This window comes from Microbacterium deferens, assembly GCF_045517775.1.
Classification (GTDB): Bacteria; Actinomycetota; Actinomycetes; order Actinomycetales; family Microbacteriaceae; genus Microbacterium.
The window spans coordinates 1,386,154-1,399,268 of sequence record NZ_JBEUWT010000001.1; the positions used below are offsets into that span (position 1 = coordinate 1,386,154).

Here is a 13,115-nt window from a genome sequence, read left to right on the forward strand (position 1 = left end):
GCCCGCTCGCCTCAGGCGACGGGAATCTGCTGCTGTTCGCGCACGGCGATCCTGCCCGCGACGTGCTCGGCATCACGGGCGATCGCGTGGAAGCGACCGGATCCCCACGTATGCATCCAGGGGAGGCCGATGAAGAAGAACCCGGGCACCTTCGACTCCCCGTACGTGTGCAGGGGATGCCCCTGGTGGTCGAGGACGTCGAGGTTGCCGAGCCAGGACCAGTCCGCGCGGAAGCCGATCGCCCAGATCACTGACGCGACGTCGGCTGTTGCGAGCTGGCGAGGCACCTCGGTCGGCTGCCACACCGCGCTGTACCGTTCCTCTTCCGGGGCGTGGATCTCCTCGCGCTCGATGTACCGGTCGATGTCGTTCTTGATCGACTCGGCTACCGAGTCGGCGTAGTCGAGATTGTCGGGCAGAGTGTCGTCGAACAGGAAAGCGCTGTCCGTGAGACCGACGGCGCGGCCGTAGAGACGTACACCGCGCACGGCGAACTGGCGCAGATCGATGTCACGACCGCCGTCGCGGCCGGTGACGTAATGGTTCGTCGATTCGCGCTTGGCGAGCCCGTGGGCCGAGACCGGCACGTCGTAGACGCCCATCTCGGCGAGCCACGTCATGCAGTCCTTCCCGCGGTAGAAGCGGGCGACCCGGGGCGCGCGACCCAGCGCGAGGTGAACGTCGCGACCCTCGAGCAAGAGGTCCTCCGCGATCTGCGTGCCGGACTGACCCGACCCGACCACCAGGACGGGACCCTCGGGCAGTTGAGCGGCGTTGCGGTACTCGTGCGAGTGCAGCTGGAAGACGTCGCCGGGGATCTCGCGCGCCCACGCGGGCGTGACGGGGAGGTGGTATCCGCCCGTGGCGGAGGTGACCGTGTCGGCGGTGAGGGTGCCCGCGCTCGTGCGCACCGTGAACCCCCCGCCGGGGCGCTCCTCGACCACAGAGACCGAGACCCCCTCCGCGACCGGCGCATCGAACGTGTCGGCGTAGTTCCTCGTCCACGCGTAGACCTCATCGCGTGCCATGAAGCCGTCGGGGTCGGGGCCGTCGTAGGGATAGCCGGGCAGACGGCACTGCCAGTTCGGTGTCACCAGGGTGAAGTTGTCCCAGCGGCCGTCTCGCCACTCGTGCACGAGCGTGTCACGCTCGATCACCACGTGACGGACGCCCTGCTGGACGAGATGCCAGCTCAGGGCGAGACCCGCCTGGCCTCCGCCGACGATGACGGCCTCGAAGTGATCGCCGTCGTTCAGCGCGACGGGGATCACGATGCGGCTCCCTCGAGGCCGGGCTGCATAGCGACGACCACGACCTCGCCGGCCGCGTACGCGGAAGCGGCGGTCGCGATGGTCTCCTCCGAGTGCATCGCCGAGGTGCAGGCGAATCCGTACCTGGCCCGCACCCGCTCACTGGCGATGGCGAGTGCCTCACTCGTGCGACCGACGAAGTCCGAGAGCGTGTACCGCTCCCCCACCCGCAGATAGTCGTGCATGACGAGACTCGGTGAATAGTGCGACGTCTGTTGGCCGTCGGGCCAACGCACGGCGAAAGTCATCTCAGGCATGAGCCAGCTCCCTCCAGCGTGTCGCGCTGTCACCGTCGGTCGCGGTGACCGGGCCATAGACGTCGGGACGGCGGTCGCGCAGATGGAACATCCCCCCGCGCATCGCTCGGAACGTGTCGTCGATGTCGATCTCGGCGACGGCGAGGCCCGCGCCGAGCAGCGTCGTGGCGATGATGTTGCCGCCGGGGTCGACGACCTTCGCGTTGCCGACGTAGCGCAGCGACCCGAACGTGCCCGACTGGTTGGACGCCATCCAGAAGACCTGGTTGTCCAGCGCCCGGGCGATGTCGAACTGGTTGAACCGGTAGGTCCAGCGGTCGTCCTGCAGGTTCTCCGCCGTCGCGGTGCGTGCGGCAGGCCACGCCGACATGCTGACGACGATCTCGGCGCCGTCGAGTGCCAGCATCCGCGCAGCCTCAGGGAACGCCTTGTCGTAGCAGATCTGCATCCCCACCCGACCCACCGGGGTGTCGAACGCGGTGTACGTCGAGCCGGCCGAGTACGACATGTTCTCGCCCAGGGGCTGATGCACCTTGCGGTACGAACCGTAGATGCGCTCGCCGTCGAGACAGACCGCGGCGTTGTACCGCGTCTGCCCGTCATCATCCAGCTCGCAGAACCCGATGGTGAGGATCGTGTCGCCGGCGAGCTCCTGCACCCGCCTGATCTCGGGTCCGTCCAACCGGATCGCAGGCGGGAGAGAGCGTCGGGTGTTCTGGATGGTATCGCCGTGGTTGCCGAGCGAGGAGAGGTAGCCACCGATGGCGGCTTCGGGGAACGCGACGAGGCGGGCTCCCTGAGCTCGCGCGTCTTCGAGCAGCTGCTCGATCAGCGCGTAGTTCTGAGCGAGGTCCCGCGTGAAGTTCGCCGAGACCGATGCGACAGTGACAGACATCCGTGCCTTACAGGTTGTAGGTGGAGTTGATGATCGCGCCCTTGCGGGCGTAGTAGATCAGCGCGTCCTGCACGTCCAGCGGGTGCGCGGGGACGACACCCTCGATGAGGTCTTCCTCGCGCATGCCGTGCAGCGCCATGCCGAAGCGGCAGCAGTAGACCGTGCCGCCCTCCTTGATGAAGGTCTCGAGCGAGCCGTTCATGTTCAACTCCCCCGGGAAGCCGGAGTCGCCCGTCGTCGGGAAGCCGCGATTCGCCGTGCAGGCGAGCGTGCCCGGGCCGTAGAAGTAGATCGCCGACTCGAAGCCCTTTCGAAGGGCCCGCGTGGCCTGCAGGATCGCGACGAAGCTGACCGAAGACTCGTGCGGGATGCCGTGGATCAAGGTGAAGTAGGTCTCGCCGTCCTCGGCCTGGAAGTCGGGGAAGATCTTGGTCGACCCGTAGATGTTGGTCCCCTTGGGGAGCGAGGGGTGGGGGATCTCGCCGAGGGACGTGGCGATGTTCTCGGCGATCTGGGCGTCGATGTCTTCAGGCATGGTTCATCTCTTTCGTGGGGTGGAGCACGGGATGGAGCTGAAGGGAGCGTGTATCCACACTCCCCATTCGATGTTTCGATGTGGTTTCATCCGGAATGAGGTCGTGTTACGAAGCGGCGGAACCGAGGCCGGTCGCTGCACCATCGCACGCCACGGTCTCGACGCCGTCGGGCCACCGCAGCCGCACGTCCGTCCCGGTGTCGAGCGTTCCGATGACGGCGGTCTCGGCGATGCGCGACGCCGTGCGAGAGCGTCCCGGACGGTCGGCCGTCAGCATCCCGAACCCGGGAAAACATGTCAGCCAGTCGCCGAACGCGACGTCATCGGGCGCGGGGATCGCGGAGACGTCGAGCGTGAGGCCGGTACCCGATGCCTCGGCGAGCATCGCGGCGCTGCCGACGATGCCGCCCATGCTGACGTCCTTCGCCGCGGCGGGGCGGGCTCGACGGACGATCGCGCCGAGCTCGCGCAGCTCGGCCCCGGTGCGTGCCGAAGTGGTGTCCCACTGCTTGCCCTCGAACCCTCGGCGCCAGCGCCCGCGGAGATCGACGGTGAGACTGAGGTCGTCGCCCGCGCGTCCGCCGCCTCCCGGCACCGGCCGCTTGGTTCGTCCGAGTGCGGTCACCGAGAGCGACGACGCGACGCCGAGCTGGGTGTGTCCGCCGAGGATAGGAACGCCCCAGGCGTCCGCCCCGCTGCGCAGACCCCCGAGGATGCGACGGGCGAACGACGCGGTCGGTGCCGCGACCGCGTCGAGCAGCCCGACCGGCTTCGCACCCATCGCCGACAGATCGTTCATGTTGACCAGCACGGCGCACCATCCCGCCCACTCGGGGTCGCGCTCGACCATCGCCGGCAGAATCGCGTCGCACGCGGCGACCACGTCTGTTCCGTGGAGGGGGACCCCATCGTCGCCGACGTAGCCGGAACCGCCGAGAGCACCCGGGTCATCGCCGCGCAGCGCGCCGATGAGCTCGCCGAGCGGGCCCTTGGTCGCCTGCAGGAGTCGCTGGATGCGGTCGATGGGCCAGCGCATGCGCACGTGGGCGGATCCGCCGATCGATGCGCGCCCCCAGGTCTGCCATCCGAGGTGACGGAACAGCGGTTCGTTGCGCTCCTGCACGGTCGCCTCGAATCGGAGCACCCCCTGGGAGAGTGCGGTGGCGCAGGCCTCTCGTACGAGCGCGGAGCCGATGCCGCCCGCTCCGCGGGCGTCACGCCGCACCACGAGACGGCTGCCCGTCCACCACCCGATGTCGCGTCCTTCGACCGCCGGAGCGATTCGCACGCCCCCCAGAACGACTCCCTCCCGGTCGATGCAGACGAGCACGATGGTGCGCGGGTCGTCGTCGATCCGGTCCGCGTCATCGGCGTCGAAGATGCCCTGCTCGGCGACGAAGACCTCGCGCCGGATCGCACGGTAGTCGTCGATCTGGCCGCTCGTCGCCCGCGCAATGCGCCAGGCGGTCCGGTCACGAGCCGCCTCGGGGGCGAGGCCGGTGATGAGCGGGACGTCGAGCATGTCAGGCGCCCGCCGTCTTCAGCGCGCTGCAGGCACCGCACGCCACGCAGCCGGCTCGCTGGTCCTCGCCGCGCATCCCCGCCGCGGTGAGCAGGTCCGCGACGCGCGTCGTCACCGAGTCGAGCACGGATCGGTGCGGAGCGGGCACCTTGTCGACGTCGGTGGCGAGGGTGCCTTTGAGGGGACGGAAGGGCACGACGAAGGGGTACACCCCCATCTCGATGAGCTCGCGCGCGCCGTCGACGAGTTCGTCGGGGTCCTCCCCCATGCCGACGAGGAGATAGGTGGAGACCTGGTTGAAGCCGAACACGCGCACCGCCTCGCGCCAGGCCGCCCGGTACTCGTCCATGCTCACGCGCGACTTGCCCGGCATCCACCTCCGGCGCACGTCGTCGTCCATCGATTCGACGTGGATGCCGATCGAGCGGGCCCCCGCGTCGTACAGGTCGGTGATCGCCCGCAGATCGGCGGGCGGCTCGCACTGCACCTGGATCTCGAGCCCCGGAACCGCCTTCTTGACCGCGCGCACGCATCGCGCCAGGTGCTTGGCGCCGCGGTCCCAGCCGTTGGAGGTGCCCGTCGTCATGACCATGCTCGTGATGCCGTCCAGCCGCACAGCCGCCTCGGCGACCTCGGCGAGCATCGCGGGGGTCTTCACCGCGATCGTGAGTCCGGCATCGAGCGATGCTTCGATCGCACAGAACCGGCACCGTTCGCTCTCGTCATAACGTACGCAGGTCTGCACGACGGTCGTCGCCAGCACGTTGCGCCCGTGGAGCTTGGCGATCTTCTCGTAGTTGACCCCGTCGGCCGTCTCGAGATCGTAGAACTTCGGCCTCACCACGGGCTGCACATCGAAGCCGAGGTCGGCGCCCTCGAAGGTGAGCCTGCCACTGGAGCTCACGACATAGGGGCTCGAAGGATTGAGCGGGATCGCAGCGCCCTCGCCGTTTATGATGAAGTGGCCGTCGTCACTGGGCCCCGCACCCCCGGATCGCCGGACCGGCGCGTCACTGCGTACGCCGAGCAGCGCGATGTTCACGCGTGTCGAGACGTGGGCGGCGGTGTCGGTCGGAGCAGCCGGTGCGGGAGTCATGACTCCAGTAGACGGACATCCTGTTTCGGTGTGGCTACGAACGGATAGCGACCGTGTTTCCGCCCGAGAAGTTTGCGTTTCGTCGAGGCGAGCCGTCGCGCAGGTCTCGCGCCTGTGGAGGACTCGTCGCGCTCCCTCCGAGATGCGGGCAATCGGTCGGCGCGCGGGCTGTGCGCGCGCGAGAGCCCGCGCGCGAGCCGATCCCCCGCCTCCCAACGAGGCCCGCGCCTTCCTCCCCCGCGCGACGGATGTGGGCCCCGGTGCCGCTGGCTAGCGTGAAGGCATGAGCGATTCCTCGAACAGCAACCGGGCGTACCTCGCCGTCGGAATCTCGTTCCTCGCGGTCGCGGCTGCCATGTGGCTCGCGATGGACAGCTGGGCCATCGCGCTGCCGTTCGCGGCCTCGGCGATCACGTTCATCATCTTGGGCACCCGCCCCGCAACCCCGCCCGAGACGGACGAGAAGGATGCGGGGCTCGACGGCGGCCCCGGAACGAAGAAATCCCCCGAGTGATCGGGGGATTCTCTGGCGGAGACGGAGGGATTTGAACCCTCGGTCCCCGTGAGGGGACTCCACCTTAGCAGGGTGGTGCACTAGGCCGAACTATGCGACGTCTCCAGGCTTCCGTCGCCGAAACGGCGGACGCACCCACTCATAGTAACGGGTGCCGCAGGTCTCACCGAACCCGCGCCGCCCGCCGCATCCGGGCGTCTCTCCGGCGCGGGTCAGCCGATCCCGGTCAGGTTGCCGTTCGAGCACGTCTCCTGCGCCGCCGTCACACCGGCGATCGAGTCGGGAAGAGCGACGGCCGACTCGGTCGGCGCCGGAACCCCGGTGGCGCTCTCGGTCGGAGCGGGCGCCTCGGGCGCGGCATCCGTCGGTTCTGCCGTGGGCTCTGCTGTCGGAGCCCCCGTCGGGTCGACCACGACGACGCCGTCGCCCTGGCTGGCCTCGCCGGTCAGCTCGAGCGGCTGGTTGGTGGCGAGGGCGTCCCAGAGCGCCGTCGCGGCCGACTTGTTCGGGATCACGCGGTTCGCGTCGACGGGGTCGGCCACGGTCGGGTACTGGATGAACGTGATCTCGTCGAACGGCACGTCCTTCACCGCGAGGGCGATCTGCGCGAGCGTCAGCGGGTTCGTGAGCGACGTCGACGGGTCGATGCTGTTGAGCGCCGTCGACGCGAGCTTGTAGAGCGTGCCCGGGTTCGACAGCACATCTTCGCTCACGAGCTTCTTCACCAGGCGCGACATGTACTGCTGCTGGTTCGAGATACGACCCAGGTCTCCGCCGTCGCCGACGCCGTGGCGGGTGCGCAGGAACTGCAGCGCTTCGACGCCCTGGATCGTGTGCACGCCCGGGGTGAGATCGAGACCGGTGTACCGGTCGCGGATGCCGCCGGAGACGCAGACGTCGACGCCGCCGATCGCGTTGGTGATCTCGATGACACCGCCCCACGTCACGGTGGCGGCGAACGGGATGTCCTGTCCGCTCAGCTCGGAGATCGTCTTCACGGTGCACGAGAGGCCGCCGTAGGAGAAGGTCGTGTTGATCTGCTGCTTGGTCATCGCCGGCGACGTCGTGCCGTCGGCGTCGGTGCACGACGGGATGGGCACCATGAGGTCGCGCGGGAAGGAGATGACCGTCACCCGACGCGGCTCATCGGAGATGTGCACGAGCATGTTCACGTCGTTGAGCTCGCTGGCCGAGTCGGGCCCGGTGCAGCGATCGCCGAAGATGTCGGCGTACTCGGGCTCGCACTTGTCGGTGCCGGCGATGAAGAGATTCACGCCCCCCTCGATCGCGCCGATGTCGGGCGGAACATCCGACTGCCCCTCGAGCTCGATCGCGTCGGCGGTGTAGCTCTGCGTCAGGTCGTACAGCACGTAGCCGCCGACCCCGAGGCCCGCGACGAGCACCACCGCCACCGCGACGGCCACCACCTTCATCAGCTGCGCGAACGGATGCGGCGAGGTGAGGCGTCCGTGACGCGCCACCGTGCGGCGGCCGCGCTTGGCGGGCTTGATCGTACTCACTCGGGTCCTCTCGGGGCGGATCGTTCTCGCCGACCCCCAGGTCCGGCGGAGTGTGCAGATGCTCTTGCGGAGGCGTTCACATTGCGGAGGGTGTGGGATTCGTCCCTACCGTCACTTCACGGATCGCTTCGCGCTCCGCGGAGCCTCTGACGGCAGGGGCCCACCTGAAGGTTCGAACCCGGGTCCTCTCATGGTCCGCCGGCGACCCCCTGCAGGGGTCTCCGTCGAACCAGCGGAGGGTGTGGGATTCGAACCCACGGGACATCTCTGCCCACTGGTTTTCAAGACCAGGTCCATCGGCCGCTCGGACAACCCTCCCGACAGCGTGCTTCGCAGCACCGTCGAACGGCGTCGAGTCTATCGAGTACCTGGCCGCCATTCTGACGCGCCGGTCTGGACAAGCCCTGATAGACGCGCCAAACGGATGCGGCGCGCCGCGCCATCGGCCCCCGGCCGATTTGGGGCGCTCTTCTCCCGTTGGGGCGCGGAATTCCACGCCCCAGTGAGAAGGGTGCGCCCCGAACGCACGGAGACGGATGCGGCGCGGGTGCCCTACAGCGCGCGGAGGATCGCGGCGACGCCGCCCTCGTCGACCGAGAGGCCGATCTCGCTGGCCGCCGCGTGCACCTCGGTGGGCCCCTGGCGCATGGCGATGGCGCGGCCGCCGTGCCGGACGGCCCACTCGAACATCCCGATGTCGTTGCGCCCGTCGCCCATGACGAGAACGCGCTCGGGGGCGATGCCCAGCCAGCCCCGCACGAGCTCCAGCGCCGTGGACTTGTCGACGCCCATCGGGGCGATGTCGAGCCACGCGGTCCACCCGATGGCGTACGACACCTGGTTCAGGCCGATACGCGCGACGAGGTCGACGAAGTCTTCGTCGCTCTTGCCGGGCGAGACGACGACCACGCGGCAGACGGGCTGGTGGCTGAGCTGTTCGAACGTGACGTGCCCCGCGCCGCGCAGGTTCCAGTCCTCGAGGTACTCGGTGTACAGGCGGGTGCCGTCGGGCAGCTCGACCATGTAGCGCGCGTCGGAGAGGTGCTCGCCCAGCAGCGTCAGCACCTCCGACGCATCGAACGTCTCGGTGTGGGCGCGCTCGTATCCGTCGGCGCCACCGCCGCCGACGCGCTTCATCACGATCGCGCCGTTGGAGCACACCGCGTACTCGGGCCAGATGCCCAGGCGCTCCATGATCGTATGCGTGCTGTCCCAGCTGCGGCCGGTCGCGAGCATCACCTCGTGACCGCGCGACCGCGCGAGCTCGACGGCTTCGACGACCCCGGGAGAGAGCGTCTCGTCTTCGAGGATGACGGTTCCGTCGACGTCGAGGGCGATCAGCATCCGCTCGGCGAGACCGTCTTCGGCGAGATCCTCCACCAGCTCGGCGGCGTCCTCCTGCTCGACGATGTCGACACTGCCCGTGTCGGGGATCGTCATTCGACGGGCTCCATGACCTCGAGGCCTCCGAGGTAGGGTCGCAGCACCTCGGGCACCGTCACCGAGCCGTCGGCGCGCTGGTGCGTCTCGAGCAGGGCGACGATCCAGCGGGTGGTCGCGAGCGTGCCATTGAGGGTCGCGACCGGCGAGGTCTTGCCGCCCTCGGGACGAAAGCGGATGTCGAGGCGCCGCGCCTGGTAGGTCGTGCAGTTGGAGGTCGAGGTGAGCTCGCGGTACGCGCCCTGGGTCGGCACCCACGCCTCGATGTCGTACTTGCGCGCGGCGCTCGATCCGAGGTCGCCGGCGGCCACGTCGATCACCCGGTACGACAGACCGAGGTCCTGCAGCATCCCCTCCTGCATCGCCACGAGACGCAGGTGCTCGGCCTCGGCTTCTTCGGGGGTCGTGTAGACGAACATCTCGAGCTTGTTGAACTGGTGCACGCGGATGATGCCGCGCGTGTCCTTGCCGTACGACCCGGCCTCGCGGCGGTAGCAGGTCGACCAGCCGGCGTAGCGTTTGGCGCCCCTCTCGAAGTCGAGGATCTCGTCCATGTGGTACCCGGCGAGGGGCACCTCGCTCGTGCCCACGAGGTAGAGGTCGTCGTCTTCGAGGTGGTAGACCTCGTCGCCGTGCTGGCCGAGGAAGCCGGTGCCGCGCATGACCTCGGGGCGCACGAGGGTCGGCGGGATGATCGGGGTGAACCCGGAGGCGAGCGCCCGGTCGAGGGCGAGTGTCATGAGGGCGAGCTCGAGGCGCGCCCCGATGCCGGTGAGGAAGTAGAAGCGACTGCCCGAGACCTTCGTGCCGCGTTCCATGTCGATCGCGCCGAGCTTCTCGCCGAGGGCGAGGTGGTCGAGCGGCTCGAAGTCGTAGGCGGGCACGTCGCCGTGCGTGCGGAGGGTGACGAAGTTGTCCTCGCCACCGGCGGGCACTCCGTCGATGACGATGTTCTCGATCTTCGACAGCGCGAGATCGGCGGATGCTTCGGCCTCGGTCACCGCGTGCTGAGCTGCTTTCACGCGCTCGCTCAGCTGCTTCGCCTCGGCCACGAGGGCGGCCTTCTCCTCTTTGGGTGCCTGGGCGACGCGCTTGCCGTGGGCGTTCTGCGAGGCCCTCAGCTCCTCGAAGGCCGTGATCGCGGCGCGGCGACCCCGATCGGCCGCCAGGGCATCGTCGACGGTCTCCGGAGACTCGCCCCGGGCCACCTGGGAGCGCTTGACGAGCTCGGGATCTTCACGCAGCAGGGTCACGTCGATCACGCGATCAGTCTAGAGTCCGCGAGCGCCGACCTCACCCGCGGCCGACCCCGTCCGCGCCGAGAGCCCCCGCCCCTAGGGTGGGAGCCATGGCCCCAGCCCCGGCAGTCCCCGGCGACGACGATCCCGGCGCGGGCGAGCACGACCCGGTCTCCGCGGCATCCGATGCCCCGGGTCCTCGCGGCGCCGACGACGACTCTCCCGCGCCCGCGGACGCCGCCGCACCCGACGGCGTCATCCGCCAGCCTGACGACGTCGCGCCCGACTCGTCGGCCGAGGCGGCGGGCGAGGCCCGCCGCGTCGACGCGCAGGGCAATCCCGCACCGCTCGCAGCGCCGCGGGGAACGGGGAAGCGCGCGGCCCTGGTGTACAACCCGACCAAGGTGAGCCCCGCGACCCTGCGTGCGAAGGTCGTCGCGTTGTCGTCGGAGGCGGGGTGGGACGCCCCCCTCTTCTTCGAAACGACCGTCGACGACCTCGGCGACGACGCCACGCGCGCCGCGGTCGACGACGGCGTCGACGCGGTGCTCGTGGCCGGCGGCGACGGCACGGTCCGCGCGGTGGCCGAGACCCTGACCGACACGGGCATGCCGCTGTCGATCATCCCGAGCGGCACGGGCAACCTGCTCGCGCGCAACCTCAACCTGCCGCTGACCGACCCCGACGCGATGATCCGCGCCACGTTCCACGGCGACATCCACCCCACCGACGCCGGCGTCGCGCGCCTGCGACGCCCCGACGGCACGACCGAGGAGCACGGCTTCGTCGTCATGGCCGGCATGGGGCTGGATGCGGCGATGATCGCGAACACGAACTCGCAGCTGAAGAAGACCGTCGGCTGGGTCGCCTACGTCGACGGAGCGGCGCGTTCTCTCGTGAAGGCGCAGCCGTTCCGCATCATGTACCAGCTCGACGACCGGCGCCTCCACGGGGCGAAGATCCAGAGCATCCTGTTCGCGAACTGCGGCACCCTGCCGGCCGGCATCTCGCTCATCCCGGGCGCCTCGATCGGCGACGGCCTCATGGACGTCGCGATCATTCAGCCCACCGGCCCGTTCGGCTGGCTCGGCGTCTGGCGCAAGGTCGCCTGGGACAACTCGGTGCTCCGGCGCTTCCGCGCCGGGCGCCGGGTGCTCGAGCGTCGGCGCGATTCGTCCGTGCGCTACCTGCGCGGTCATGAGATCGAGACCGCCACCTCCCCCGCCCAGCCAGTCGAGCTCGACGGCGACGAATTCGGCGAGGCCACCCGCATCCACTGCCGCATCGTGGCGGGCGGTCTGCAGCTCGTCGTGCCGAAGGGCCACGACACCTCCAGGCTGTAACACGACACCTTCACGCTGTGAGGGGGTGTCAAGCCCGACGATCACGGTCGGCGCCGCCGATAGCGTGGCGGGATGGTGAGTCCCTCCGTCGTCTGGTTCCGCGACGATCTGCGGATCGCCGACAACCCGGCGCTGCGCGCCGCCGTCGACCGCGGCGAGCCGGTGATCTGCCTCTACGTGCTCGAGGGCGACGCCGACGGGATGCGCGAGCTCGGCGGGGCGGCGAAGTGGTGGCTGCACCACAGCCTCGACTCGCTCGGCGAGCGCCTGCGCGAGCGCGGTGGCGCCCTCCTGCTGCGCCGCGGCCGAGCGGCCGACGTCGTTCCCGCGGTGGTGGCGGATGCGTCTGCCGGGGCCGTCTTCTGGAACCGTCGCTATGGCGGGGCCGAGCGCGAGATCGACGCCGGGATCAAGGCCGCCCTGCGCGATGACGGGGTCGAGGTGGCATCCTTCGCCGCATCCGTGCTCTTCGAGCCGTGGACCGTGCAGACCGGATCCGGCACCCCGTACTCGGTGTTCACTCCCTTCTGGCGCGCATGCCAAGACCTCCCGGCGCCGCGGGCGCCGCTGTTGGCGCCCCGCGAGATCGACGCTCCCGGGACCCTGCCCGACTCCGACGACCTCGGCACGTGGGAGCTGCTGCCCACGAAGCCCGATTGGGCCGGCGGATTGCGCGAGGCGTGGGAACCCGGAGAGCCCGCCGCCCTCAAACGACTGAAGGGCTTCCTCGACGACGACCTCGGCGACTACGACCGCTCGCGCGACGAACCGGCGGGCGAGGCGACCTCGCACCTGTCCCCTTATCTGCGGTGGGGCGAGGTCAGCCCGTACCAGGTGTGGCACGAGACGGTGAAGCAGCGCGGCACGGGCGCCCACGCGGCATCCGCCTCGCGATTCCTCTCCGAGATCGGCTGGCGCGAGTTCGCCTGCCACACGCTCTTCCACTTCCCCGATCTGGCCACGAAGAACTGGCGCAGCGGCTTCGACGCCTTCCCGTGGCCGCGGCTGAACCCCGAGCACCTCGAGGCGTGGCAGCAGGGACGCACCGGGGTGGCCCTCGTCGATGCCGGCATGCGGGAGCTCTGGCACTCGGGCGCGATGCACAATCGCGTGCGCATGGTGACGGCGTCGTACCTCGTGAAGAACCTGATGATCGACTGGCGCCTCGGCGAGCAGTGGTTCTGGGACACGCTGGTCGACGCAGACGGGGCGAGCAACCCGTTCAACTGGCAATGGGTCGCCGGCTCCGGCGCGGACGCCGCCCCGTACTTCCGCATCTTCAACCCCGAGCTGCAGCGCAAGAAGTTCGACGCGCACGACGAGTACGTCCGCCGGTGGGCACCGGATCATCTCGACGGGAACGCCCCCGAACCGCTCGTCGACCTCGGCGACACACGCCGCCAGGCCCTCGCCGCCTACGAGGACGTGAAGCGGGCGCGCTGAGC

At 69.6% G+C, this 13,115-nt stretch carries 12 protein-coding genes and 2 tRNA genes; 3 read left to right on the plus strand and 11 right to left on the minus strand.

Translation table 11 applies throughout. The annotated features are described in order from the left end of the window. Nucleotides 1-11: 11 nt before the first annotated feature. The 6 genes from ABTU82_RS06605 to ABTU82_RS06630 all read right to left on the minus strand — a co-directional run bounded on the left by ABTU82_RS06605 (nt 12) and on the right by ABTU82_RS06630 (nt 5,615). Entirely contained in the window at nt 12-1,271 is a 1,260-nt protein-coding gene (locus ABTU82_RS06605) for an MSMEG_0569 family flavin-dependent oxidoreductase (RefSeq protein ID WP_407172482.1), read from the minus strand. Continuing rightward, nucleotides 1,268-1,567, minus strand: a complete 300-nt coding sequence (locus tag ABTU82_RS06610; protein ID WP_116647975.1) for an MSMEG_0570 family nitrogen starvation response protein — start codon at nt 1,565-1,567, stop codon at nt 1,268-1,270. Before ABTU82_RS06610 ends, ABTU82_RS06605 begins: the two co-directional genes overlap by 4 nt. Further along, nucleotides 1,560-2,462: a carbon-nitrogen hydrolase family protein gene (locus tag ABTU82_RS06615; protein WP_116647976.1), complete on the minus strand. Its 903-nt coding sequence runs from the start codon at nt 2,460-2,462 to the stop codon at nt 1,560-1,562. The genes ABTU82_RS06610 and ABTU82_RS06615 overlap by 8 nt, the downstream gene beginning before the upstream one ends. 7 nt (nt 2,463-2,469) lie before the next feature. Further along, nucleotides 2,470-2,997: an MSMEG_0572/Sll0783 family nitrogen starvation response protein gene (locus ABTU82_RS06620; protein ID WP_116647977.1), complete on the minus strand. Its 528-nt coding sequence runs from the start codon at nt 2,995-2,997 to the stop codon at nt 2,470-2,472. 106 nt (nt 2,998-3,103) lie between these two features. After that, complete coding sequence (locus ABTU82_RS06625) at nt 3,104-4,519, minus strand: MSMEG_0567/sll0787 family protein (RefSeq protein WP_116647978.1); 1,416 nt, start codon at nt 4,517-4,519, stop codon at nt 3,104-3,106. Nucleotide 4,520: 1 nt separating this feature from the next. Continuing rightward, the gene (locus tag ABTU82_RS06630; RefSeq protein WP_407172485.1) at nt 4,521-5,615 is read right to left on the minus strand and encodes an MSMEG_0568 family radical SAM protein; all 1,095 of its coding nucleotides are present in this window, start codon (nt 5,613-5,615) and stop codon (nt 4,521-4,523) included. Between the two features lie 283 nt (nt 5,616-5,898). On the opposite strand from ABTU82_RS06630, the gene ABTU82_RS06635 reads away from it, so the two are divergent. Next, nucleotides 5,899-6,129: a hypothetical protein gene (locus tag ABTU82_RS06635; RefSeq protein ID WP_407172486.1), complete on the plus strand. Its 231-nt coding sequence runs from the start codon at nt 5,899-5,901 to the stop codon at nt 6,127-6,129. A 13-nt stretch (nt 6,130-6,142) separates the two neighbouring features. Here ABTU82_RS06635 and ABTU82_RS06640 read toward each other — a convergent pair. The 5 genes from ABTU82_RS06640 to serS all read right to left on the minus strand — a co-directional run bounded on the left by ABTU82_RS06640 (nt 6,143) and on the right by serS (nt 10,351). Beyond that, nucleotides 6,143-6,234, minus strand: a tRNA-Ser gene (locus ABTU82_RS06640). Between the two features lie 107 nt (nt 6,235-6,341). Further along, nucleotides 6,342-7,649 (minus strand): LCP family protein, encoded by a 1,308-nt coding sequence (locus ABTU82_RS06645; protein WP_407172488.1) that lies wholly within the window; start codon nt 7,647-7,649, stop codon nt 6,342-6,344. A gap of 233 nt (nt 7,650-7,882) precedes the next feature. Further along, nucleotides 7,883-7,967 (minus strand) — tRNA-Ser (locus ABTU82_RS06650). 234 nt (nt 7,968-8,201) lie between these two features. Continuing rightward, on the minus strand, nt 8,202-9,089 hold the full coding sequence (locus tag ABTU82_RS06655; RefSeq protein WP_407172490.1) for an HAD family hydrolase: 888 nt from the start codon (nt 9,087-9,089) through the stop codon (nt 8,202-8,204). Then, entirely contained in the window at nt 9,086-10,351 is a 1,266-nt protein-coding gene (gene serS / locus ABTU82_RS06660; protein ID WP_407172492.1) for a serine--tRNA ligase, read from the minus strand. The genes ABTU82_RS06655 and serS overlap by 4 nt, the downstream gene beginning before the upstream one ends. Nucleotides 10,352-10,437: 86 nt before the next feature. Here serS and ABTU82_RS06665 point away from each other — a divergent pair, with 86 nt between their 5' ends. Both ABTU82_RS06665 and ABTU82_RS06670 read left to right on the plus strand, forming a co-directional pair. Further along, nucleotides 10,438-11,670, plus strand: a complete 1,233-nt coding sequence (locus tag ABTU82_RS06665; RefSeq protein WP_407172494.1) for a diacylglycerol/lipid kinase family protein — start codon at nt 10,438-10,440, stop codon at nt 11,668-11,670. A 72-nt stretch (nt 11,671-11,742) separates the two neighbouring features. Further along, nucleotides 11,743-13,113 carry a cryptochrome/photolyase family protein gene (locus tag ABTU82_RS06670; RefSeq protein ID WP_407172496.1) on the plus strand — a complete coding sequence of 457 codons (1,371 nt, stop codon included), beginning with the start codon at nt 11,743-11,745 and terminating at the stop codon, nt 13,111-13,113. Nucleotides 13,114-13,115 lie beyond the last annotated feature (2 nt).